Annotated in this window: 19 protein-coding genes; 18 read left to right on the forward strand and 1 reads right to left on the reverse strand. The window is 49.5% G+C overall.

Going from position 1 to position 24,446, the window contains the following annotated elements:
- Window positions 1-483 precede the first annotated feature (483 nt).
- From L1N85_RS27645 to L1N85_RS15390, 3 genes are all read left to right on the forward strand, one after another.
- Window positions 484-903, forward strand: coding sequence for a sulfatase/phosphatase domain-containing protein (locus tag L1N85_RS27645; protein ID WP_328285224.1), 420 nt, complete (start codon window positions 484-486; stop codon window positions 901-903).
- Window positions 904-1,066: 163 nt separating this feature from the next.
- Entirely contained in the window at window positions 1,067-1,372 is a 306-nt protein-coding gene (locus L1N85_RS15385) for a Dabb family protein (RefSeq protein WP_235239967.1), read from the forward strand.
- Window positions 1,373-1,547: 175 nt separating this feature from the next.
- On the forward strand, window positions 1,548-2,369 hold the full coding sequence (locus tag L1N85_RS15390) for a uroporphyrinogen-III synthase (RefSeq protein ID WP_235239968.1): 822 nt from the start codon (window positions 1,548-1,550) through the stop codon (window positions 2,367-2,369).
- A gap of 390 nt (window positions 2,370-2,759) precedes the next feature.
- On the opposite strand, the gene L1N85_RS15395 is transcribed toward L1N85_RS15390, so the two are convergent.
- Window positions 2,760-3,641: an AraC family transcriptional regulator gene (locus tag L1N85_RS15395; protein WP_235239969.1), complete on the reverse strand. Its 882-nt coding sequence runs from the start codon at window positions 3,639-3,641 to the stop codon at window positions 2,760-2,762.
- 133 nt (window positions 3,642-3,774) lie between these two features.
- Between L1N85_RS15395 and L1N85_RS15400 the strand changes: the two genes are divergently transcribed.
- From L1N85_RS15400 to L1N85_RS15470, 15 genes are all read left to right on the forward strand, one after another.
- Entirely contained in the window at window positions 3,775-4,854 is a 1,080-nt protein-coding gene (locus tag L1N85_RS15400) for a Gfo/Idh/MocA family protein (protein ID WP_235239970.1), read from the forward strand.
- Window positions 4,855-4,884: 30 nt separating this feature from the next.
- Entirely contained in the window at window positions 4,885-5,721 is an 837-nt protein-coding gene (locus tag L1N85_RS15405) for a sugar phosphate isomerase/epimerase family protein (protein WP_235239971.1), read from the forward strand.
- Between the two features lie 447 nt (window positions 5,722-6,168).
- On the forward strand, window positions 6,169-8,544 hold the full coding sequence (locus tag L1N85_RS15410; RefSeq protein WP_235239972.1) for a glycoside hydrolase family 95 protein: 2,376 nt from the start codon (window positions 6,169-6,171) through the stop codon (window positions 8,542-8,544).
- A gap of 13 nt (window positions 8,545-8,557) precedes the next feature.
- Window positions 8,558-11,386 carry a glycoside hydrolase family 3 C-terminal domain-containing protein gene (locus L1N85_RS15415; RefSeq protein ID WP_235239973.1) on the forward strand — a complete coding sequence of 943 codons (2,829 nt, stop codon included), beginning with the start codon at window positions 8,558-8,560 and terminating at the stop codon, window positions 11,384-11,386.
- 149 nt (window positions 11,387-11,535) lie between these two features.
- Complete coding sequence (locus L1N85_RS15420) at window positions 11,536-11,775, forward strand: hypothetical protein (RefSeq protein WP_235239974.1); 240 nt, start codon at window positions 11,536-11,538, stop codon at window positions 11,773-11,775.
- Window position 11,776: 1 nt separating this feature from the next.
- Window positions 11,777-13,546, forward strand: coding sequence for a cache domain-containing sensor histidine kinase (locus L1N85_RS15425; RefSeq protein ID WP_235239975.1), 1,770 nt, complete (start codon window positions 11,777-11,779; stop codon window positions 13,544-13,546).
- Entirely contained in the window at window positions 13,539-15,098 is a 1,560-nt protein-coding gene (locus L1N85_RS15430; RefSeq protein WP_235239976.1) for a response regulator transcription factor, read from the forward strand. Before L1N85_RS15425 ends, L1N85_RS15430 begins: the two co-directional genes overlap by 8 nt.
- Before the next feature lie 264 nt (window positions 15,099-15,362).
- Window positions 15,363-16,322: an ABC transporter permease gene (locus L1N85_RS15435; protein ID WP_235239977.1), complete on the forward strand. Its 960-nt coding sequence runs from the start codon at window positions 15,363-15,365 to the stop codon at window positions 16,320-16,322.
- Between the two features lie 12 nt (window positions 16,323-16,334).
- Window positions 16,335-17,228, forward strand: coding sequence for a carbohydrate ABC transporter permease (locus tag L1N85_RS15440; RefSeq protein WP_235239978.1), 894 nt, complete (start codon window positions 16,335-16,337; stop codon window positions 17,226-17,228).
- Window positions 17,229-17,300: 72 nt separating this feature from the next.
- The gene (locus L1N85_RS15445; RefSeq protein ID WP_235239979.1) at window positions 17,301-19,010 is read left to right on the forward strand and encodes an ABC transporter substrate-binding protein; all 1,710 of its coding nucleotides are present in this window, start codon (window positions 17,301-17,303) and stop codon (window positions 19,008-19,010) included.
- Between the two features lie 92 nt (window positions 19,011-19,102).
- Complete coding sequence (locus L1N85_RS15450) at window positions 19,103-21,130, forward strand: beta-galactosidase (RefSeq protein ID WP_235239980.1); 2,028 nt, start codon at window positions 19,103-19,105, stop codon at window positions 21,128-21,130.
- A 356-nt stretch (window positions 21,131-21,486) separates the two neighbouring features.
- Window positions 21,487-21,978, forward strand: coding sequence for a stage V sporulation protein AC (spoVAC, locus tag L1N85_RS15455; protein ID WP_407946444.1), 492 nt, complete (start codon window positions 21,487-21,489; stop codon window positions 21,976-21,978).
- A 1-nt stretch (window position 21,979) separates the two neighbouring features.
- On the forward strand, window positions 21,980-22,990 hold the full coding sequence (gene spoVAD / locus L1N85_RS15460) for a stage V sporulation protein AD (RefSeq protein ID WP_235239981.1): 1,011 nt from the start codon (window positions 21,980-21,982) through the stop codon (window positions 22,988-22,990).
- 5 nt (window positions 22,991-22,995) lie between these two features.
- Window positions 22,996-23,346, forward strand: coding sequence for a stage V sporulation protein AE (gene spoVAE / locus L1N85_RS15465; protein WP_235239982.1), 351 nt, complete (start codon window positions 22,996-22,998; stop codon window positions 23,344-23,346).
- A gap of 139 nt (window positions 23,347-23,485) precedes the next feature.
- On the forward strand, window positions 23,486-24,442 hold the full coding sequence (locus tag L1N85_RS15470) for an AAA family ATPase (RefSeq protein WP_235239983.1): 957 nt from the start codon (window positions 23,486-23,488) through the stop codon (window positions 24,440-24,442).
- The last annotated feature ends 4 nt before the right edge of the window (window positions 24,443-24,446 follow it).

Here is a 24,446-nt window from a genome sequence, read left to right on the forward strand (position 1 = left end):
AACTATAATGAACACTGTACGATTTCAAATGACATCGGAGGTAATTCATGAATAATTCGACTTTCAGAAAAAGAGTAGTGTGGTTTATTAATAGCGAAATCGACCGCGTGTTGATTAATCTCAAGAACGGGGCGGTCAATAAAGAAAATGCGATAGGAAGTTTAAATACGTTATATCAGGCCGCATCGACGATAAAAGATTCTGATACTATGATACATATATGCAAGGTCATTGACAAAATTAGAGATTCTAAGCATACCATTGGTTTGTTCTACTTTACGGAAATGAGAAAAGAATCTTATTAATAGAGACTAAAAAGCAGGGTGCTTGCGGTTCATGCAGGCACCCTGCTTTTTGGTGCGCCCGGCATGGTTGCTAACTCTAGTTCAAGTCCCAAACGGTTAAGGCGCTAACGGAATGGAGAGGTTGACGTTCGTGCCAGAAGCTGGGCGATCTATGGCGGCAAGATTGGATTAACCGCCAATTTTTAAAGGAAGAGGAAAACATGCCTTTGTCCGTTACGGTGAGGAGAGGCATCGAGTTTATCGAGCCGATCACGTCTTTCTATTGGGAGAGCATGAGTGGCGGGGGAAAAACTTTCAACCTTTTTACAACGAAATCGTGAATATTCCATTGTTTCTATGGGATCCAAGATACAAGGCGCAAAGCATGAGAAGCTACGCTCTGGTGCAGACGATCGATTTGGCTCCTACGCTCCTGCATTATTTCGATATACCCGTTCCGGGTGATATGCAGGGCAGATCGCTGCATTCCGTTCTGGAAACCGGAGCAGCCATCAGAGAAGTGTTAATCCGTTCCTATACGGCGATATGCTGTTTGATCTTCAAAGCGATCCGAAGCAGCAATCCGTCATCGAGGATCAGGAAGTGGAAGCCGGCATGATCAGGCATATCGCCCGGCTTATGAATGAAAGTGACGCCCCCATAGAGCATTACGAAACTCGATATCGATCCTGGTTATGACGAAAAAAGTGAAAAATAATAAGACAACGTGGCATTTTAATTATAGTATAGAGACAAAGAGGATGAAGGGAGAATGAAAAAGGATGTTTGAGCATCTCGTTGCCTTTAAATTTCACGAAAAGCTGGAGTCGAGCAAAGAAAAAGAATTGCTTGAAACTTTGCATGGCTTTAAGGATGTCATCCCTGGCATTATCGAGCTGACCGCAGGGTTGAATCAAACGCATGAAACGGATAATATCCATGGCTATACTCTGGGACTCCGCGTCACCTTCGCCGACCGGCAAGCCTTATTGGATTACGGTCCGCACCCGGCTCATCAAGCTTTTGTGAAAATGCTCGACGGGTTGATTGCTAATGTTATCGTTGTTGACTATCCGAACGGCTGTTGAAGTCGCGCCGGCAGATAAGCAGCCAGCCGCAGGCGCAGCCGGTCCGGGTTGTTTTTCGTGCTGGTGGGAGGGGATATAGCAATAGCAGGATGCACGGTTCAATTCCATTTGGTATAATTACATCTACTATTAAGCATGGCAACAAATATTCCGAAAGTACGGTGGCTTATAAACGATGGGTACAGCAGCATTGAATGATAAACGAATTGTGATCGCAGGATCGCGCAAAACGGATGAAATGGCTCTGATCGTAGAAAAACAGGGCGGCACGCCAATCATACGTTCTCTCCAGGGCTTAACGATGTTTGAGGAGACGGCGCTGGCCGAACCTTTGCGATCGTTCGCAGAGCGGGGAGCCGATTGGGTCATATTGACGACGGGAATGGGTTCGGACAGCTTAGTGAATACAGCAGAAAGACTAGGTATTAAAGATGAGGTGTTGAACGCATTATCGAAAGCGAAAATTGCGACAAGGGGCTACAAAACCTCCGCATTTCTCAAGAGGAATAATTTCCAGGCGGTTGTCAGCGATGATGACGGGACGATGCAGAACCTTATTGAAAACTTAGACCGTTATGATTTCCAAGGTCAGCGGGTTTGGATCCAGCTTCATGGGGAGCCGGCGCCAGAGCTGGTAAGTTTTCTAGGGAACAAAGGAGCCGCGCAGGTAGAAACGGTATTGCCTTATAGGCATGTTCCTCCAGAAGCTGGCGCGTTGGATACGTTTATGTCTGACCTTGCGGAGAGAGCTGTGGATGCGGTCTGCTTTACGACGGCGGTTCAGGTTCATTATTTGTTTAAGTACGCTAAGGAAGCAGGACTTGAAGGGGTGCTGATTGAAGCCTTAGAGGGGCCGGTCGTGGCAGGCGCGGTTGGTAAAGTAACGGCTCAAGCGCTTAAAGAGTATGGAGTGAAGCGGATAATCGTGCCGGAGCTGGAGCGAATGGGCGCATTGATTATTGAGCTAGCCCGATATTATGAAGATGCTGGGCGATAGGATGCTGAATAAGGGGTAAAGAGGAGGGGTTGTCCACTTGGACAGCCCCTTTTTTGGCAGCAAAAAAAAGTTATCTTAAAGGGTGAGATTACCTCGTTTGTGAAATTAGATTATATCAATTACAGAAGGATTAATGGAGACGAAATAATCATGCGGACAATTTCCGCGTTGTCCCCTAGCACATACAATAATGGTGTATAGCCTAATCGGTGCTGGAAGGGGAGTAGCGCTGTGAGTAAGCGAACTTTAATGGTCGTGTCGCTTGTCATTTACGTATTGCTGGCCATTTTATTCATCATCTTATCCATTTTCCACTAAACACATAGCTGACAAAGGACTGCCCTGAGAGTAGAGCTTTCTGCTTCAGGGCAGCCCTTCGCATTTCTGCATTCATTGAGATACCTTGTCTTGGCAGAACTTCAGCTTCCGATAATCCTTTGGAACGATGCCCTTCGTCTCACGGAATATGCGGGAGAATGTTTTGTAGGAGCCGTAGCCTACCTCGAGCGCAATTTCCGCGACGCTCATGTCGGTGGAGACAAGAAGACTGCACGCATGGCGCAATCGCAAATCATGCAGGAAATGAACGAAGGTTTGTCCTGTCGTCTGCTTGATGACTTCGCTTATCCGCGAGACGCTTAAGGAGAAGCGGCTTGCCAGGTCGGAAAGCGCCAGATCATCCTGATAATGGCGGTGGATATGGTGAATGATAGGCCAAACGGATGCATTAGCTTTGGTAACCGCTGGTGTAACGGGTAACGCCGGAGCAGCCTTCCTGCGATACCGGTCAAAGCAAGCCAATATTTCTTTCAGCCGGATCTGCAGCATCGTTCGCCGCCAGGGCTCCTGCCCCTTATATTCGCGATACATATCTTCTATTAAAAATCGCATCCGCTCATTTTCCGGACCGCTTAGCTGAACGAACGAAGGCATCGCATTTTGTGCGATTAAATCCATCAGTCCCTCTTCCTGACCGGGCTCCATAAGCAGGTCCATGCTGAACATGCAATTATATAAGACTAAGGTGCTTCCCGGCTCGGTGAACAGCTCATGAACCTGATATGGCAGCACAAACGTGAACGTGCCGGGCAGCATTTGATGCTTGGCATCATTAATGGATTCGGAGCCTCTGCCGTCGACGACATAAGAAAACTCCAAAAAATCATGCCGATGCGGACGGAAACCGTGATAAAGCCGATTTAAGCTAATATGGAGCGGAGAAGATGTGTTCATATTTGGATACGTTTTCAAATAATCGGGTATATAGGTCATGAAATGGTTGATTCCTCCGAAAAATTGAGACTTTTTCCGAAAAACAAGCACGCTTTATTGTCCTGTATATTCTAACATAAATATTGTGATCAGGCTTTAGCTTAAGGATGAGAAGTGTTGAGGAGGAATTATATTGACAACTGCAAATAAAATTAGAATCGGTATTATCGGCGCAGGCAACATCGGCGGCGTGCATGCAAGCGAGTTTTCCAAATTAGCGGAGCTTTGCGAAATTACGGCGATTACGGATGCGTACTTGCCGCTTGCCGAGGAGAAGGCGAAGCAATATGGCATCATGAATGTGGCTGCCTCACCAGAAGAGCTTATACAGCTTGCGGATGTAGATGCCATCATCATCGGCGTGCCTAACCAATTCCATGCGCCGCTTGCCATTCAAGCGATTGAAGCAGGCAAGCATGTGCTGCTCGAGAAACCGATGGGCATTAACGGCGATGCAGCGCGGCAAATTATGAAAGCAAGTCAGAGCTCGAGCAACGTCGTGATGATCGCTCATCAAATGCGCTGGGAATCGGTTCCGATGCAAATCAAGGAACAAATCGACCGCGGCGAGCTTGGCAAAATCTATACGGCAAAAACGGGCTGGTTCCGCCGCAAGGGCATTCCGGGCTGGGGAACCTGGTTTACGCAAATGGATCAGTCAGGCGGCGGACCGCTTATCGATATCGGCGTTCATATGCTTGATTTGGCATTGTATTTGATGGGCAATCCGAAGCCGGTATCCGTATACGGGGCGACTTACGCGGAGTTCGGTCCAAACCGCAAAGGCATTGGCACTTGGGGCAAGCCGAATTGGAACGGCAAATATGACGTTGAGGATCTGGCGACAGCTTTGATCAAAATGGAGGACGGCAGCACCTTGTCGCTGGAAGTGAGCTGGGCGGTTCATATGGATACGGATAACACGCCGTTCATTCATTTGATGGGCTCGGAGGGCGGAGCAAGCTATCGCGGCGCTCAGGGCAAGCTGCTGACGGAGAAATTCGACCGGCCAATCGAGACGGAGCTGCGCAAGGCGGACAACGATGAAGGCGAGCGCGCCCGCTTAAGCCGCCATTTCCTGGAGTGCATTCGCGATGGCAAGCAGCCGATTACTTCGGTCCTGACGGGTCTGACTAACAATTTGGTGCTTGATGCGATCTATGAATCGTCCCGTACGGGCAATGAAGTAAAGCTGGATTGGAACTTGGGATAAACAAATACAAATAAAGAGAGGTATTATCCTATGCTTAGAGGTTTAACTGGTGCCGGTCTTGGCCGGATTGAAAGCGATGAGCGGTTCATCGAGCTGGCCGCGGCGAACGGGTTCCACGCGGTTGATCTGGATGCTGCTTCGCTCGTAGAGCGCCACGGCGTGGAAAAAGCCCGCGATTTGCTTGCAAGCCATAACATCGTGATTGGCTCGATCGGACTGCCGGTCGAATGGAGAACGACGGAGGAGGCTTTTCTTGAAGGGTTAGCCAAGCTTGCTCCCGCTGCTGCGGCTGCGGCAGCGCTTGGATGCACGAGCTGCTGCACGTACATTTTGCCTTCGACCGATTTGAAGGCCGCGCATTTCATGGCGCTGGCAACGCGCCGGTTGCGCACTTGCGCGCAAATTTTAGGAGCGTACGGCATTCGTCTCGGCCTTGAGTTTGTCGGTCCGCATCATTTGCGCACGCGCTGGGCGAATCCGTTCATTTGGACGCTTGAGGAGACGCTTGATTGGATCGGAGCAATCGGAGAAAGCAATGTAGGCTTGCTGTTCGATGCGTATCACTGGTATACGAACGGTCTAACGATTGCCGATATCGAAGCGCTTCGCGCGGATCAAATCGTGCATGTGCACATCAATGACGCGCCAAACGTACCGGTGGAAGAAGCGCTCGACAACGGCCGCATTTATCCGGGCGAGGGCGTTATCGATCTGGTTGGCTTCCTTCAGGGGCTGAACAAAATCGGCTACAAAGGGGCCGTATCGCAAGAAATTTTGACGGCAGAGGCTCCAAACCAGTCGCCTGAGGAGCTTGTGCTCCGCTCTAAGGCCGGATTTGATAAAGTATTTGGTGCTGCAGGCTTGTAATCGAAAAGCAAGGGGCTGTCCCAAAAGTCAGGTTTGAAGACTTAGGGACAGCCTCTTTCATTTGGCGCCTAGCTAGCTTCTAGCTTGGTGCAAGCAAGAAATTTGTAAGCGAAAAGTGGCTCAACACAATAATCAGTGCTTGACGTGTTTAGGCTTCACCTTAACGGACATAGAAGCCCTTATATGTGAAATTTAGGGTTGAATGGCTTTCTATCGGACTCAGAAGCCGTTATTTAACCATAATGAAGCCCAATCGTATGGATTTGCGTGAAAGCTTAGAGGTCAGCCTTTTTTTATTGTGTTGCTGTATGACGAGCCGTAACGCTAATTTTTATATGAATTTTCACGAAATCTAATGGGTACTGTAGGAGAGGACATTTCCGTTATGATAAATAATGACCGTTATTTGAGACGAATCTTTGAAAGCGATAACAGGAGACCGTAAACATGGGACAATGGGAAAAAGAGAAGCATCCATGGATGCTTTGGTACAAACAACCGGCCGCAAGATGGGAAGAAGCGCTGCCGATCGGCAATGGCCGATTGGGCGGCATGGTATTCGGCGGTATCGATAAGGAACGTATTCAACTAAATGAAGATACGTTATGGTCAGGCTTTCCGCGCGATACGAACAACTATGAGGCATTGCGTTATTTGAAGCAAGCGCGCCGGCTTATAGCGGAGAAGCGGTTCACAGAGGCGGAGAAGCTGATTGAAGCCAGAATGCTGGGTTCGAATACAGAATCGTATCAGCCGATGGGCGATTTGTATGTGGTTCAGCATTTTGCGCAAGAAGACGCCCGTCCCGTTAACTATACTCGACAGCTGGATTTGGATGCAGGGATCGCATCGACCAGCTTCCAGGCCGGAGATACCTTCTATAGACGCGACACATTTGTGAGTGCCGTTGATCAGGTATTATGCCTGCATTATGAAGCGGCTGGAGAACGATTGCTGTCATTAACTGCATCGCTGCTAGCCTCCATACAATTCGAGCTGTCTTCGGATAGCAGCAAGTCCATTGTCATGCACGGGCGGTGCCCAAGCCATGTCGCTGATAATTATATGGGCGATCATCCGAGGTCGGTGCTGTACGAGGCCGACTGCGGGATTACTTATCAGACAAAGCTCCAGGTGAGGCTTGAAGGCGGTGAAGCGTCGGTCAATGGGGACAGCCAATTCGTTATTCGAGGCGCGCGTTCCGTTACGTTTCTGCTATCCTCTGCTACAAGCTTTGTGAGTTTTGATCGTCAGCCGGTTAAAAGCGAAGCCGAGCTGCGCGAGCAGAACGTTCGCATACTGGCAGCGGCATCTTCCTTTGGCTACGGGCAGCTTCGCACGCGTCATATTCAGGATCATCGAAGCCTATACCAGCGCGTGCAGCTTGACCTTGGGCATACGCCCAATGAGCAGCTGCCGACGGATGTGCGTCTCGAAGCGTACAAGAGAGGAGAGCTGGATCCCCAGCTGGAAGGGTTATATTTCCAATATGGCCGCTATCTGCTGATGGCTAGTTCGCGTCCCGGGACTCAGCCTGCGAATCTGCAGGGAATTTGGAACGACCGGGTGCAGCCCCCATGGAACAGCGATTATACGACGAACATCAATACGCAAATGAATTATTGGCCGGCCGAGTTATGCCATTTGAGCGAATGCCATGAGCCGCTGCTTCAAATGATAGACGAGCTTAGCGAGAACGGAGCGCGCACCGCGGCTATCCATTATAACTGCGGAGGCTGGGTGGCTCATCATAACGTCGACCTGTGGCGCTCCGCCACTCCTACAGCGGGCCATCCGAGCTGGGCATTCTGGCCGCTTGGCGGCGTTTGGTTGACACAGCATTTGTGGGAGCATTATTTGTATAATCCGGATGAGAGCTTCCTTCGGGAAAAAGCATATCCGCTTATGAAGGGAGCGGCTTTATTTTGCTTGGACTGGCTGCAGGAGAACGAGGACGGGCAGCTCATGACCTCTCCATCCACGTCGCCTGAAAACAAGTTTCTATCTTCTGACGGAGAAGCAAGCAGCGCAGCTGAATCGTCGGCAATGGATATTACGCTTATCGGCGAGCTGTTTGAGCATTGTATAGAAGCGTCGAAATTGCTCCGGCTCGACGGGCAGCTTGCAGAGCGAATGTCCGCTGCCCGCAGCAAGCTTCCACCGCTGCAAATATCGCCGGAAGGCCTGCTTCAGGAATGGCATGAGCGGTTTGCGGAGCAGGAGCCGGGGCATCGGCATGTATCGCATCTTTACGGCTTATACCCGGGAACGACCATCAATCGTGAAGAGACGCCTGAGCTTCTGGAAGCGGGAAGAAGGTCGCTTGAGAGCCGGATTAACAATGGAGGCGGCCATACGGGCTGGAGCTGTGCTTGGCTCATCAATCTATATGCGCGATTGCAGGATTCAGAGTCGGCGTACCGCTTCATCCATACTCTGCTCGCACGCTCGACGCTGCCGAATCTATTTGACGATCATCCGCCGTTCCAAATCGACGGCAACTTCGGCGGCTCGGCAGGTATCGCCGAGCTGCTGCTGCAAAGCCATCTCGGGAGTATTGAGCTGCTCCCGGCGCTCCCGTCCGCTTGGCCGAGCGGCTTTGTGAAAGGGATCAAAGCAAGAGGCGGCTTCATCGTCGATATCGAATGGAAGAAAGGCAAACTCATATCCGCACGCATTCAGTCGACGCATGGGTCAACCTGCAGCCTGCGCTACCATGCCGGCTTTGCCCTTCATGCATCCGACGGTACGGCGGTCGATGCTTCCAAGCCATTCGCAACGAAAGTTAACGAATGTTTTATCGTTTCACCAGCAACCTTATAAGGAGTAACCGACAATGACGATAAAAACACGATTTCCGTTTGAGAACATAGAACTCCCGCTCGAGGAGCGCGTAACCGATCTCGTCTCCCGGTTTACGCTGGATGAGAAAATCGAATCGATGGTACAATACCAGCCTGAGATCGACAGATTAGGTGTCAAGCCGTACAAACATGGCACCGAAGCGGCGCACGGCATGGCCTGGCTGGGCGAGGCGACGACATTCCCGCAGCCGATCGGACTAGGCTGTACTTGGAATCCGTCCTTAATGAAGGAGATCGGTTCCGCGATTGGCGACGAAGCGCGCGTTTACTTCCAGCGAAACCCTGCGATTAACGGGCTTACGCTTTGGGCTCCGACCGTGGATATGGAGCGCGATCCGCGCTGGGGTCGAACGGAGGAAGCGTATGGCGAGGATCCAAAGCTGACCGGCGAGCTTACAACATCGCTCGTGCAGGGCATTCAAGGCGATCATCCGCAATATTTCAAAGCGGTGGCGACGTTGAAGCATTTTATCGGCAATAACAATGAAATCAATCGCGGCAGCTGCTCGGCAAGCATCGACCCGCGCAATATGAAGGAATATTATCAAGCCGCATTCAAGCCTGCCTTCGTAAAGGGCGGCGCGCAATCGATGATGACCTCGTACAATTCCGTCAACGGGATACCGACGATTTTGCACGGGGATGTCAACAAGGTAGTGAAAGAGGAATGGGGCATGAACGGCTTCATCGTTAGCGATGCTGGCGATTTGCTCGGTATCGTAAACGACCATAAATACTATGAGACGTATAAAGAAGCGGTAGCGCATGCCATCAAGGCCGGTATCGACAGCATTACCGACGAGAAAGAGAAATGCTGCGCCGCGATCCGCGAGGCGTTGGCAGAAGGGCTGCTCACGGAGCAGGATTTGGACAAAGCATTGATTAACACGTTCCGCGTTCGTTTCCGTTTGGGCGAATTCGATCCTGCTGATCAGATGCCGTATGCAAACGTACCTGAATCGAAGCTTTGCGCACCGGAGCACGGCGAATTGTCGCTGCAAGCGGCACGCGAATCGATCGTATTGCTCAAGAACGAAGACAAAGCACTGCCTTGGAATAAAGAGAAGCTGAACAGCGTCGCTGTTATTGGACCGCTCGCCGATGCCGTTTACCGGGATTGGTACTCCGGATCTCTTCCTTACAAGGTTACGCCGCTTGAAGGCATTAAGAGCAAGCTGGATGGAAAGAACGTAACTTTCAGCAGCGGAAATGACCGCATCATTCTGAAATCGTCGGCAAACGGTCAAGCGCTTCAAGCTTCTGCTGGGGACGGGGGCAGACTTCAAGCCTCCGGAACGGAAGTGGCAGGCGAAGTATTTGAATTAACCGACTGGGGCTGGGGCAGCTATACGCTGGAGAGTAAATCCTCAGGCAAGCTGCTTACGAGCGCGGACGATGTAAATATCGCAGCGGCGGCTAGCGAAGCGTTTGGCTGGTATGTCAAAGAGGTGTTCAAGCTCGACGAGCAAGATAACGGCCGATTTGCGATTCGGACCTGGAACGGCAGGCTGGTTACGGCGCCTAACGGCGGTGCGGATTCGCTCCAAGTGAAAGAAGATGAATCAATCGGCGAAACAGAACTGTTCACAAAGGACGTTATGGCGGATGGCATCGCAGAAGCGGTAGCGGCGGCGAAGGCGGCCGAAACGGCGATCGTCATTGTCGGTAACAACCCGCTTATTAACGGGAAAGAAGAAATTGACCGACCAAGTTTGGATCTCGCAGCTTCGCAGAACGAGCTGATCAGCGCAGTGTACGCGGCTAATCCGAATACGGTCGTTGTCGTCATTGGCAGCTATCCGTTTACGTTGAATGCCGTTAACGCACAAATTCCGGCGATCGTATATTTATCTCATGCGGGACAAGAGCTTGGCAACGCGCTTGCCGATATTTTGTTTGGCGACTATTCGCCGGCGGGCCGCCTGAATATGACGTGGTACAAATCGGAGGAGCAGCTGACGGACCTGATGGACTACGATATTTTGAAGGGCAAGCGTACGTATTTGTATTTCGATGGGGAGCCGTTGTATCCGTTCGGCCACGGACTAAGCTATGGCTCATTCCGCTACAGCGCGCTTGAAATTACGAACAATGCAACGAGTATGGAAGGCAATGTGACTGTACAGATTCAGGTGACGAACGAATCGTCCGTTGCGGCAGACGAGGTCGTGCAATTGTATGTACGCACGGAAGGCTCCAGAGTAGAACGTCCGCTCAAAAAGCTGGTCGGATTTACCCGCATCAGCTTGTTGCCAGGAGAAACGAAGGACGTTCAATTGATCGTTCCTGCCGAAGAGCTCGCGATATGGGATGTCACACGTGGTCGGTTTTGCCTTGAGACAGCTGAGTATACGTTTACCGCGGGAGGCTCCTCCGCAGACGCGAAGGTATCCGCAACGATTACGATTGCAGGAGAGACCATTCCGCCTCGTAATCTGGCATTGCAAACGAGCGCAGAAAACTATGACGAATACGCCAACGTGTATTTGGACGAAAGCAAAGAAGGCGGTACATGCGTCCGTTTATCGCAGCCAGAGGGTTGGATCAAATTCGCGGATGTCGACTGGTCAAACGGTTCATCTGCCTTTGCAGCGCGCGTTTGCGGCGGAGCGGAGGGCGGCGGAATTTCGGTCCTGATCGGAAATGCGACGGGTGCCGAAATCGGCTCCTATACGGTAAGTCCTGGCGGCGAGCAGGATTGGGAGACGATTCGTATCGAACTGCCAGGCTCGAAGCTGGAAGGCGACTTGTTCATTAGCTTAGAGGGAAGCGTCAAGCTAAGCAGCTTCCATATCCGGTAGTAACGATTAAAGGAGCTGTTCTCAGGATCGCAGACGCGACTGGAGGCAGCTTCTTTTATGTTTGCTCATGCGCAAGTTTGCTTTTTCGAGGAGTCCGACTTATCCTTTAGAATAACAAAGTATATGGAAAGAGAGGCTTTTAATCTGCCATGATGGATATTCAAATTGATTTATACCGCGATTGGATTAATACGGCGAAAGAAGTGTTTCGGGGCTCGGGACATCCTCTCCCTGACTCGATAAGCGACAGCGAGGCTTCTCTGGCTTATTATCTTCAGTCTGCGCCGAGCGAGGAAGAAGCATATATGCAAAGTGAGGCGAATAAAGAAAAGTTGCTTGAGCTGAAAAATATCATTTTAACAAACCTATATCAGAAAGCTTGCACTTAAAATGAACAATATTCGCATCAAAAACAAACTTATTTTTTCTTTCATACTTGTTGTGTTCGTTCCAGTGCTCATTGTGGGTATCTTTCTGACGGTTGCCTTTCGCCAAAATGTGCTTGACCAGGCGACTCAGCAAATAACGAACAATGTCGAGCGCATCAAGAAGCAGACCACGGATATTATCCGGATGCCGATTGAAATATCGGACAAGCTCCTCGTCGACAGCCGTCTGACGAATATCGTCAATACGCAGTACAAGACTACCTATGACGTTGTTGAAGCCTTTAGGGAATTTCACGATTTCCGCGATTATATTCATCTGTACCGCGAGATTTATAACATCCGCTTCTACACGATGAATAAGACGATTTTGGAAAATTGGGAGTTTCTGAAGCTGACAGCGCCCATAGCCGAATCCGGCTGGTACCAATCGGCTATGAAGCAGGAAGGCATACACTGGGCTTACATCCAAGATGAAACTAAAAGCAATCGTAAAACGTTAAGTCTCATTCGCAAAATAACGTTTCCGACCTATCGGACAAGCGGCGTTCTTGTCATCGGAATCAATCAGGTCGAGTTGAACGCGATGATTAGCCAAGAGCCGTTCGATACGATGATTATGGATGACAGCGGAGCGATTATTGCAGCCAAAAATCCGGAATGGGTCGGTCACAGCATAACGGAATTGGATTTTGCCAATCAATTGACGAATATCGCGGAGGGTACCTACGAATTCAAATTTGATGGCAAGCCGTCCAAAATCGTCGTTGAAAATCTAATTCCCTCGTCAAGCAGAAACGGTCTGAAAATCGTCTCGGTATTTACGATCGACAGCATTGTAAGCGGTGCGAACCGAATAAGCCTGCTCGGGTTTGGTATTATTATGCTCAGTCTCGTAATCGCGTTTATATTAATTTACATTTTCTCAGCCATCCTGGCCAAGCGAATGCTCGTTCTGAACAAGGATTTAAATAAAGTCGCGATGGGCGATTTGAATGTCATATCGAATGTGACGGGAAACGACGAAATCGGGATTTTGTCTAAGCAATTCAATAATATGGTCGTCAGCATACGCGGACTAATGGATGAGGTGACGGAGTCGCATAAGCAGCAAGCGCAGCTGCAGCTGCGGCAGAAAGAAATTAAGCTGAAGATGATGGCTAGTCAAATCAATCCCCATTTTCTGTTCAATGCGCTTGAATCGATTCGGATGAAGGCTCATATGAAGGGAGAAACGGAAATTTCTGTGATCGTTCGCATGCTGGGCAAAATGATCCGCCGAAATTTAGAGGTCGGTACGAAGAAAATCGCTTTAAAAGACGAGCTGGAGATCGTACGCTGTTATTTGGAAATTCAAAAATTCAGATACGGGAATGACCGTCTGACCTTCCGTCTCCATATTGACGAAGCCGGTCGTGAAATCGAAGTCCCGCCGCTTATTATTCAGCCGCTAATTGAGAATGCTGTTGTTCATGGGTTGGAAAATAGGGCTGAGGGCGGCTACGTTTCCTTAACGACTATCGTAAGCGGCAGTATGCTTAAGGTAGAAGTTGCCGATAATGGAATCGGCATTAGCGATGAGAAAATCCGTGAGATCAGCGATTCGCTGCATGATATGGAGGAAGAAGAGGAATACCGGATTGGTCTGCGAAACGTCCATCAACGGCTAGTCATGATATACGGCGATGGCTGCGGGCTTACGATTCATAGCGAAACGGGCATCGGTACGCGAATTACGTTTGAAATTCCGATAGGGGGTCATCCAAATGCATAAGGTGTTGATCGTCGACGATGAACCGATGATTCGAGAAGGTCTGAAGACGTTGGTCGATTGGGAAAAGCACGGCTTCACGGTCGTTGGCGTCGGAGCAAGCGGCAAAGAGGCGGTCGAGAAGCACCAAGAACTCGGTCCTGACCTCCTATTAATCGATATTCGAATGCCTGTAATGGACGGGCTTCAAGCGATAGAGCAAATTAGAAAAACGGATACAGCATGCCATCTATTAATTTTGAGCGGATATGCCGATTTTAATTATGCGAAGCAAGCGATCGCTCACAGCGTGGACGGTTATATTTTAAAGCCGATCGACGAGGATGAGCTGGAAAGCTATATCGAGCGGATAAGCGCGCAGCTTAAGAAGGAATCCGAGCAGCAGCTAAGCTCTGAGCAAACGACCATTCTTTTGCGCGAGGAGCTGCTTCAGCAGCTTTCGAAGGGGAAGTTTGACGCTGAGCTTGCCGCTAGCCAAGACTTAAAATCATTGCTGGGCGCTCAGGCGAAGTATTATCAGCTTCTGCTTATCGAGCTGTACAGCCGGGAGCATTCACTAACTATGAATGCGACGCTTAAGAAGAAGCTGACAGATATCGTGGAACGAAAGCAGATTGGCTGGGTTTTTTCCGCCGAGCCTTTTGTTGGCGTGCTGCTTAAGGATTATTTATTGCAAAATGATTCCCGCGAGCAAATAAGGCAATGGATCGAGGATTGCTGCGGCGAAAGAGTCCGGTTCGCAGCCGTCGCCAGCGAGCCGGTTCGAGATCCGGAGGAGCTTAGGCAGTGGTCGGAAGCAGTGGCCGGACTGCTTAAGCAGCGGTTTATGCTGAAGGGCCAGCAAATCCATATCGCTACTTTATCATCCGATCCAAGGCAGTCAGATGACAATCAGCGGGACGGGCTGTCCATTGATACACTTGCGCAGAAGCTGTATTATATGCTCGATATCGGCAGCAAGGAGGGCGTGAATAAAGCGCTGTTGGAGGCTTCTAATCAAATTTGCAACAACGAAAGCTCCGAGCAGGCAATCAAGTCCTGCTGGGCGCAGCTGCTTACGATCGTACTGAACAAAGCGGCGACCTTTAATCCGCACCTATCCGTGCAAGAGGACTTGAAGATGATTACCGCTTTATATCTCGCCCATCATTATGATGAGATGCTCGAACAGCTGCGGGAGCGGTTAGCGGATCTGGCCTTAAAGCTCGGAAAGTCTGACAGCTCCTCCGTCATGAAGCAAATGACAGATTTCATCGAGCGGCATTACAGTGAGAACATTAAGCTAGAGACGCTTGCGGATCTTTTCAATTACAATAGCGGATATCTGGGCAAAATGTTCAAAAACTACACCGGAGACCATTTCAATACCTATCTCGACCAGGTTAGGATTCAGCATGCGATCGAGCTTTTGCAGGAGGGACTAAAGGTGCATCAGGTGTCGGAGCGTGTCGGCTACGCGAATGTCGATTATTTTCATAGCAAGTTCAAGAAGTATAAAGGCGTATCTCCTTCATCCTTCAAGAATGCATCCGGAAAACCGGGTGCCGATTTATAAGCAAGACGTCAATACGGCTGCATTCTTACGAATCGCGAGCGGTACTGGCGTCTTTTTTTATGCCTTTCGGCCGATAATCCAACATAATGAAAGCGCTCGAAAGTGCTTATTTTCATATGATTTTAGGTCTAATTTATCGGGTGTAATGGCAGGGGCTTAATCGTTTATGATTAGTACAGATAAGAGAGGGTAAGCTACGCACATACAAAGAGGAAGCTTACGGAGCCGTTTTTGCCTGGAGCAAAGATACTAGGAGGATCACAGATGAAACCGCTAACAGAAGGTGCCCTAAAGGCAGAGGTGGTACAAAAAAGGAACCGTTTTTGGTTCAAAGCTTTTCAGCAGCGTTACTTGTATATGATGTCACTTCCATTCGTTATATGGATTTTCATTTTCAGTTACGTGCCTGTATGGGGCTGGCTGACCGCCTTCCAAAACTACAAACCAAAGGATTCAATTCTTAACCAAACGTGGGTCGGACTCGATAATTTCATCGAATTATTTCAAGATGAAAGATTTTATATCGTTTTGCGCAATACGCTGGCGATGAGCACGATGGGTCTTATTGTAGGATTCACGATTCCTGTCATTTTCGCGCTGTTGCTGAATGAAATGAGAGGACAGTTTTTCAAACGTTCGGTACAAACGATCTCGTATTTGCCGCATTTCGTGTCCTGGGTCGTAGTAGCGGGACTCGTATCGAAGATGCTGTCTACGGACGGCGGGGCCGTAAACCAATTGCTCATGTGGCTTGGCTTTATTGATGCTCCGATTCAGTTTATGGCCAAAGGCGAATTGTTCTGGGGTATCGTAACGTTGTCTGACCTGTGGAAGGAAATGGGCTGGAACTCGATCATATTTCTGGCCGCGATGGCGGGTATCGATCCGGAGCTTTACGAAGCCTCTACCGTTGACGGCGCGGGCCGATTCCGCAAAATGTGGCATATCACGCTGCCGGGCATTCGGACAACCTTTATGGTCCTTTTCATCCTGTCGATCGGCCACTTAATCAGTATCGGCTTTGAGAAGCAATTTTTGCTCGGCAATCCGCTAGTCTCCGATTATTCAGAGGTACTCGATTTGTATGCGCTCAAGTACGGGATCCAAATGAGCCGATATTCGTATGGTACGGCCATTGGTATATTCAACTCCGTAGTCAGCATCCTGCTCGTGTTTATCGCGAACGGCATTTACAAACGGGTCACCAAAGAATCGATCATATAGGAGGTAAGGCGTATGCAAGGAGTTGCAAAAAAACAAACAGGCGATAAAGTTTTTGACTTATTCATCTACGTATTCATGGCGATTGTAGCAATCGTAACCTTATATCCGTTTCTGAACGTGCTCGCGATTTCGTTCAACGACTCGGTCGATACGGTACGCGGCGGATTGACGATCTACCCGCGTGAGTTTACGCTCAAAAACTACGAAACGATTTTCGGCTTCGAGGGACTGCTCACGGGCTTTAAAAACTCCGTCATTCGGACAGTGCTCGGAACGCTGATCGGTGTCATATCGGCTTCGATGATGGCTTATACGTTGAGCCGTCCCGATTTTCAGGCAAGAAGATGGATGTCGGTCGTATTCGCCCTTACGATGTATTTCACCGGCGGACTTATTCCGGGCTTCCTGTTGATGAAAAACCTGGGCTTAATCGGTACCTTTTCCGTTTACATCATTCCTGCCATTTTGAGCGTTTGGAACGTGTTCGTAGTACGCTCCTACATTGACGGGCTGCCGTACGCGCTTCAAGAATCAGCGAAAATCGACGGCGCGAATGATTGGACTATATTTTGGAAGGTTATCCTTCCTCTTTGCCAGCCCGTACTTGCAACCATTGCGTTGTTCATCGCTGTCGGTCACTGGAATTCCTGGTTTGACACTTATTTGTTCAATAACCGGAATGCCGAAAACACGACGCTGCAATATGAATTGATGAAGGTGCTTCTGTCCACCCAAACGGGAAGCAACTATCGTGACCCGAACGCTCAGCAATCGCTTGCGGCCGTATCGCCCGAGTCTATTAAAATGGCGATAACGATTGTCGTAACGGTGCCGATCCTGCTCGTGTATCCCTTCCTGCAAAAGTATTTCGTAAAAGGGATGACACTGGGCGCAGTAAAAAGCTAATGTTGGTAATAGCAGAATTCCTGTTATATACATGCTGTTCATGCACAAGAAAAAAAGGGAGGCTTTTAAGCAATGAAAAGAAAATTGCAAATGGTTCTAAGCTTGATGTTGGCACTTGTATTCGTATTCGTCACCGCTTGCGGCAATTCGAATAATGAAGGCAGCACAAACAGCGGAACGAATGGAACCACGAACGATGGAACAAATGCAGCAGAAACGGCAGAGCCCATTACGATCCGTATTGCGTCTGGCGACAACAACCCGAGCTGGGATGACATGAACTCTGATGTCGGCAAAGCGATTAAAGAAAAAACTGGCATTACGATTAAACAAGAATTTCCTGTCGGCGGAACGGATTCTGATATGTTCGCCCTGATGGTAGCGAGCGATGATTATCCAGATATGGTTATGCCAAAAGGCAGCGCAGGCAAGCTGGTTGACGCCGGCGCATTGATCGACCTTCGTCCGCTGATCGAGGAGCACGCTCCAAATCTGCAAAAGATATATGGCGAATATTTCAACCGCCTGCGCTGGAGCGAAGAGGACGAAGCGATTTACACGCTTCCGCAAGGCGGAGTAGGCCAAACCTATTTCGATGCGGGCGGCGGCTTCCAATTACAGCACCAAGTGCTTGAAGCAGCAGGCTATCCTGAGATCAAAACCGTTAAAGATTATGAAGCGGCGATCAAAGCCTACATCGAGAAAAATCCTACAACGCCTGACGGACAACCGACAATAGGAATGTCGCTTAATGGCGGAGAATGGCAGATTTTGATTTCCGTAACTAACCCTGCGTTCTATGCGACCGGTGCACCGGATGATGGCGAGTTTTATATAGATCAAGAGACTCATGAAGCAATCATGCATTATCAACGCCCTATTGAAAGAGAATATTTCCGTTGGCTCAACCATATGAACAATATCGGCCTTCTTGACAAAGAAAGCTTCGTTCAAAAATACGATCAATACAAAGCAAAAATTGCTTCCGGCCGCGTTCTTGGTCTGATCGACCAAAACTGGGATTACGGCGAAGCTGAAAATGCTCTGAAGGCTGAAGGCAAGTTCGGTTCGACCTATGCAAGGTTCCCTGTAACCTTGGATGAAACATTCCAAGATCATTCGTTCCAAGGCACCGGCTACATCGCAGGTTATGGTGTCGGTATTACGAAGGATGCGCAAGATCCAGTACGCTTGATCAAATTCCTTGATTACCTTGCTTCTGATGAAGGTCAAGTACTCGTAAACTGGGGTATTGAAGGTCAGCACTATAATGTAGAAGATGGCAAACGTGTCATTCCTGCAGATGTACAAGAAATGAAATCGAACGACAATAATACGTTTAAGAAAACAACGGGTATCGGCAACTATTTGATCTCTGCCCGTTACGGTGACGGTGTGAAGGATCCTTCCGGCAACTATTACACGACGACTTTCCCGGAGCAAATTCAAGCGTCATACTCGGAACAAGACAAGAAGACGCTTGCGGCATATGGCGCAACGACATACAAAGATCTATGGCCTGCTGACGATGCTTTCCCTGAGCGCAAGTACGGCGCAGCTTGGACGCTGCCATTTGAAACGGGCTCCCAAGCCAACGTTATTTTCCAAAAAACGCAAGATATTATGAAGAAACGCATCCCGGAAGCAATTCTTGCTAAACCGGAAGATTTTGATAAAATTTACGATGCTTTCTTGAAAGATCTGGAAGATGCAGACGTGGCGAAATTGAATGCCGAGTTTACAAAGATGGTTAAGGATCGTGTAGCGCTTTGGTCAAAATAAGCTTAAAATAGGCGAGAAAGAAGAGAGCTCATAGCATGGGCTCTCTTCCCTCATTAACAATGATCTGAAGGAAAGAAGGGAGAACGGCTTTTATGATACATAATAAGCTTCCTAAAATATGGTATGGCGGCGACTATAATCCCGAGCAGTGGGATGATGCGACAATGGAAGAGGATCTGCGGATGTTTAAGCTGGCGGACATCGATGTCGCGACGGTAAATGTCTTCTCATGGGCGCGCATTCAGCCTAGCGAAGACGTTTATCGCTTTGAAGAGCTGGACAAAATCATAGATAGACTGCATCGGGACCATATTTCGATATGTCTGGCGACTAGCACCGGCGCTCATCCGGCCTGGATGGCCAAAAGATACCCGGATGTGACGCGCGTAGATTACGAGGGACGCAAGCGGAAATTTGGCGGCAGGCATAATTCCTGCCCAAGCAGCCCAACCTATCGTAAATATGCAGGTCTTGTCGCAGGCAAATTGGCAGAACGCTATAAGGATCACCCCGCGCTAGTCGCTTGGCATATCTCGAATGAGTATGGCGGTTATTGCTATTGCGATAATTGCGCCGAGGCATTCCGAATTTGGCTGCAGAAGCGCTACAACACGATTGAGCAGCTCAATAAAGCTTGGTATACAAGCTTCTGGGGCCATACGTTTTATGATTGGGACGAAATCGTGCCGCCGAACGCGCTTAGCGAGGAATGGGGCGAGAACCGTACGAACTTCCAAAGCATTTCTCTGGACTACCGCCGTTTCCAATCGGACGCTTTGCTCGAATGTTATTTATCCGAATATGAGGAGATTCGCAAGCACTCTCCGGACATCCAAATTACGACTAATTTGATGGGTACATACCCGGAGCTGGATTATTTCAAATGGGCCAAACATATGGATGTTGTATCTTGGGATAACTATCCTTCCATTGATACGCCGGTTAGCTACACGGCGATGACACATGCGCTTATGCGCGGTCTTAAGAGCGGACAGCCGTTCATGCTGATGGAGCAGACGCCCAGCCAGCAAAACTGGCAAGCGTACAATGCTTTGAAGCGGCCGGGCGTTATGCGCTTATGGAGCTATCAAGCGGTAGCGCATGGCGCGGATACGGTCATGTTCTTCCAGCTGCGACGTTCGATCGGCGCATGCGAGAAATACCATGGCGCCGTGATCGAGCATGTCGGTCATGAGCATACGCGCGTGTTCCGCGAATGCGCGGAGCTTGGCCGTGAGCTCACGCATTTATCCGATAAGCTGCTTGATTCCCGCATTGACGCTAAGGCGGCCATCGTATTTGATTGGGAAAACCGCTGGGCGGTCGAGCTTTCAAGCGGACCAAGCGTCGCACTCAAATACGTCGACCAGGTTCATAAATATTATGACGCCTTGTTCGAATTGAACATTCAGTCGGATATGATCAGCGTTGAAGAAAATTTGGAGCAATATGACCTTGTTATCGCACCGGTCATGTATATGATCAAACCCGGCTTTGCTGAGAAGGTGGAATCCTTCGTCGAGCGCGGAGGAACGTTCATCACAACCTTCTTTAGCGGCATTGTAAACGAAACGGATATCGTCACAACGGGCGGTTATCCGGGCAGGCTGAGAAAAGTACTCGGCATTTGGGCGGAGGAAATCGATGCTCTGCTGCCAGGCCAGCAAAATCAAATCGTAATGAAAAAAGCGGACGGCGCATTAAGCGGAACTTATACCTGCAGCATCCTGTGCGATCTCATCCATTCGGAAGGCGCAGAGGTGGTAGCGGAATACGGCTCTGATTTCTACAAGGGCATGCCTGTCGTCACCGTCAACAAGTTCGGTAAAGGAGAAGCATGGTACATCGCATCAAACCCTGACCAGCATTTCCTGCAGTCGCTGCTAAAGAATCTATGCGAGGCCAAAGGCATCGAGCCGGTGCTGGCGGCTCCTTCGGGCGTAGAGGTGACGCGCAGAAATAAAGACGGCAAATCGTTTACCTTTATTTTGAACCATAACGCAGAAGCGGCAGACCTGCAGCTTTCAGCAGAGCCGCGGAAAAATTTGCTGACAGGCGAGCTCGTAAGCGGAGCATTCAGCTTGGCTGCAAAAGCAGTAATGATCCTCGAGCGATCCTAGTCGCCTTACGTTTTGTGGCAGGATAGGCGGAACAAGCTCCCAATATGGGTATTCGTGCATATACTATGGTTAAAAGCCCGACATGAGAGGAGTAGTGCTTATGTCTACGAAACGCCGGCAGCCGTTCACAATCAGCTTACTCGTGCTCGTCCTGTACGTATTGTTAGTCCTGTTATTGTTCGCTATATGTCTATAAGAAAAGGATTGTCCCGAACCGGTTTATAGGTCTGCGGCAATCCTTTTTTTTGCTGGCATAATGCTACCTCCTATTACAAATAATGAACGAGAACAGACGATGCGGAAGATGTCATTCAGACCTAAGAAGAATCCGCGCGGCAGATAAGGAGAGTGCAGCATTGGCAACCAAAAGAAAACGCGGCCATAATTATAAGAAGATGTCCATGTCGCCAAAGGAATATCAATCATTCGCCAAAACGATGGAGCCTCCGCGGTCGATATTTGCGAATTGCATAAAGGCATTCGTTTTCGGCGGCGCGATATGCGTGGTTGGACAAGCCATTTCGGAGCTGTATGTGCATTTGATGGGAATGACTCAGGAAGCGGCAAGCAATCCTACGGTTGCAACGCTTATTCTGATATCCGTTATTTTGACGAGCCTTGGCGTATATGACAAAATCGCGCAGTGGGCCGGAGCGGGATCAGCCGTGCCTGTAACCGGGTTCGCGAATTCGATGTGCTCTGCCGCGCTTGAACATCGCAGCGAGGGGCTCGTGCTTGGCGTTGGCGGCAATATGTTTAAGCTGGCCGGATCGGTCATCGTTTACGGTACGGTTGCAGCTTTCTTCGTCGGTATAGCCCATCTCATTCTTGGAACTGGGGGTCAGTAATATGCTGCGCGGGAAACAATCGTGGTGGTTTGAGAAGCGCCCCGTTATTATCGGCGAAGCTACCGTCGTCGGTCCGGATGAAGGAGAGGGACCGCTCGCAGCCGATTTTGATCTGGTTCATCCGGAGCTGGACATGCAGCAGAAAAGCTGGGAGAAGGCGGAGAGATTGCTTCTGGAGCAGGCGTCCGAGTTTGCCATCCAGAATGCGCGCATTGAACGCGACCAGCTGCAATTTTATATTGGCGGAGATTTGATGAACCAAATTATTAGCAACAGCTTTGCAGCGCGTTCCCTCGGTATTCCGTATCTCGGTGTATTTGGCGCTTGTTCCACCTCGATGGAGTCGCTGGCTCTCGCGGCTTTGCTTGTTAATTCAGGAGCCGGAAGCCATGTGCTCGCAGGCACGTGCAGTCATAACTGTACGGCGGAGAAACAGTTCCGTTATCCAACCGAATACGGTTCGCAGAAGCCGCCGACTGCGCAATATACGGTGACCGGCGCAGGTGCTGCTATTGTAGCCGACCGGGGCGAGGGCGCGGTCGTGGAGTGCGCGACAATCGGTAAAATCGTCGATTTGGGTATCAAGGACCCGTTCAATATGGGAGCGGCGATGGCTCCGGCGGCTGTAGATACGATTCAAGCCCATTTTAATGATACAGGAAGATCTCCTCGCGATTACGATTTAATTGTAACGGGCGATTTGGCCGGGGTTGGACATCCTATTGCCGAGAAATTGCTGCTGCAAAACGGCGTACCCATGAATGACACGGTATTCAACGATTGCGGTCTGATGGTATACGATGTAGAAAAACAGAAGGTGCAGGCCGGGGGCAGCGGCTGCGGCTGTTCAGCTGTCGTTACTTACGGACATCTGCTGAAGCGGATTAAGAAAAGCGAATTAAACCGGATTTTAGTTGTTGCTACTGGCGCACTGCTATCGCCCCTTTCATTTCAACAAGGTGAAAGCATACCGTGCATTGCGCATGCCGTAGCTATCGCAAGAAAGGGGTAATGGTCATGATCTTTTTGTGGGCTTTTTTAGTTGGCGGCGCGATTTGCCTACTCGGACAATTAATGTTTGACGTGCTTAAGCTGACGCCGGCGCATACGATGGCAACTCTCGTTGTGATCGGAGCGATCGTCGATGGCTTTAATCTATACGATCCGTTGGTGAAATTCGCCGGAGCCGGAGCAACGGTGCCTATCACAAGTTTCGGCAATGCGCTCGTGCACGGTGCATTGACCGAGCTGCACAGCCAAGGATGGATCGGCGTGATCTCCGGTATTTTCAAAGTAACAAGCGCCGGTATATCGGCCGCTATCATATTTTCATTCTTAGCTGCGCTGGTCGTCAGGCCAAAGGGCTAGGTTTTGATTAAGCTTTGGAGGATCCTGTGTGATCCTCCAATTTTTTTTGTAGTGAAAAGATTTGTGCAGGGTAAAGGAAGTACTGTAAAATAGTAGTATTGAAGTTTTTACTCAACGTTATTTTTCGGGAGGTTATGAAATGGATATTCGTCCTGCAAATATGCAATTATGCGCCGCTATTCTACGAAACTTAGAAACTTGTATCCTGGGAAAACAGGAAGAAATCCAAAGATTGTTAATCGCTGTTATTGCTGGCGGACATGTTCTGCTCGAGGATGTGCCGGGAACGGGCAAGACGCAATTAGTGAAAGCGTTGGCAAAGACGATTGGCGGGCAATTTCGACGCATTCAATGTAACCCCGATTTACTTCCGACCGATATTACGGGCGTATCCATTTATCATCCGAAGCAGGAGGCTTTTTTATTTCGCCCGGGTCCGGTAATGGCAAATATTTTATTGGCGGATGAGATTAATAGAGCGACAACGAAGACGCAATCCGCTTTGCTCGAAGCTATGGAGGAAGGACATGTAACGGTTGACGGCGACACTTACGAGCTGCCGCGTCCGTTCGTTTTGCTCGCTACGCAAAATCCTATCGAGTTCGAAGGAACCTATACATTGCCCGAAGCGCAGCTAGACCGGTTTATGATGAAGCTGTCGCTCGGCTATCCGAATGAAACGGATGAACGGCAAATGGTGTTATCTAATGAAGGAATACATCCGTCCGACCGTGTAGAGCCCATGATTAATATAGCGGATATGCTCCATATTCAAGATCAGGTTCTGCAGGTGCATATTGATGAAGCCGTCGGCAAATATTTGGTTAGCTTGATCCGAGGCACGAGAGAGCACGCAAGCGTCATGCTTGGCGCAAGCCCTCGGGCGGCGCTTTCGCTCGCGAGAGCGGCAAAGGCAAGCGCATATATCCGGCAGAGGCAATTCGTCACGCCGGACGACGTCAAGGAGCTTGCGCCTTATGTGCTGGCTCATAGATTGCTGCTAAGAACAGAAGCGAGAATGAACGGGCTTAAAGCGGAGGATATCATTAATCAGGTGATTCAGACCACGAAAGTGCCGGTTCGGCTAGAGCGCTAATCTG

The organism is Paenibacillus alkaliterrae (assembly GCF_021532375.1).
Classification (GTDB): domain Bacteria; phylum Bacillota; class Bacilli; order Paenibacillales; family Paenibacillaceae; genus Pristimantibacillus; species Pristimantibacillus alkaliterrae.

What these genes read in the sequence shown, in the direction of transcription:
- L1N85_RS15385 (WP_235239967.1), top strand. Translation starts at nt 1,067, where the DNA reads ATGTTTGAGCATCTCGTTGCCTTTAAATTTCACGAAAAGCTGGAGTCG.
- L1N85_RS15390 (WP_235239968.1), top strand. Translation starts at nt 1,548, where the DNA reads ATGGGTACAGCAGCATTGAATGATAAACGAATTGTGATCGCAGGATCG.
- L1N85_RS15395 (WP_235239969.1), bottom strand. Translation starts at nt 3,641, where the DNA reads ATGACCTATATACCCGATTATTTGAAAACGTATCCAAATATGAACACA.
- L1N85_RS15405 (WP_235239971.1), top strand. Translation starts at nt 4,885, where the DNA reads ATGCTTAGAGGTTTAACTGGTGCCGGTCTTGGCCGGATTGAAAGCGAT.
- L1N85_RS15410 (WP_235239972.1), top strand. Translation starts at nt 6,169, where the DNA reads ATGGGACAATGGGAAAAAGAGAAGCATCCATGGATGCTTTGGTACAAA.
- L1N85_RS15415 (WP_235239973.1), top strand. Translation starts at nt 8,558, where the DNA reads ATGACGATAAAAACACGATTTCCGTTTGAGAACATAGAACTCCCGCTC.
- L1N85_RS15420 (WP_235239974.1), top strand. Translation starts at nt 11,536, where the DNA reads ATGATGGATATTCAAATTGATTTATACCGCGATTGGATTAATACGGCG.
- L1N85_RS15425 (WP_235239975.1), top strand. Translation starts at nt 11,777, where the DNA reads ATGAACAATATTCGCATCAAAAACAAACTTATTTTTTCTTTCATACTT.
- L1N85_RS15430 (WP_235239976.1), top strand. Translation starts at nt 13,539, where the DNA reads ATGCATAAGGTGTTGATCGTCGACGATGAACCGATGATTCGAGAAGGT.
- L1N85_RS15435 (WP_235239977.1), top strand. Translation starts at nt 15,363, where the DNA reads ATGAAACCGCTAACAGAAGGTGCCCTAAAGGCAGAGGTGGTACAAAAA.
- L1N85_RS15440 (WP_235239978.1), top strand. Translation starts at nt 16,335, where the DNA reads ATGCAAGGAGTTGCAAAAAAACAAACAGGCGATAAAGTTTTTGACTTA.
- L1N85_RS15445 (WP_235239979.1), top strand. Translation starts at nt 17,301, where the DNA reads ATGAAAAGAAAATTGCAAATGGTTCTAAGCTTGATGTTGGCACTTGTA.
- L1N85_RS15450 (WP_235239980.1), top strand. Translation starts at nt 19,103, where the DNA reads ATGATACATAATAAGCTTCCTAAAATATGGTATGGCGGCGACTATAAT.
- spoVAD (WP_235239981.1), top strand. Translation starts at nt 21,980, where the DNA reads ATGCTGCGCGGGAAACAATCGTGGTGGTTTGAGAAGCGCCCCGTTATT.
- spoVAE (WP_235239982.1), top strand. Translation starts at nt 22,996, where the DNA reads ATGATCTTTTTGTGGGCTTTTTTAGTTGGCGGCGCGATTTGCCTACTC.
- L1N85_RS15470 (WP_235239983.1), top strand. Translation starts at nt 23,486, where the DNA reads ATGGATATTCGTCCTGCAAATATGCAATTATGCGCCGCTATTCTACGA.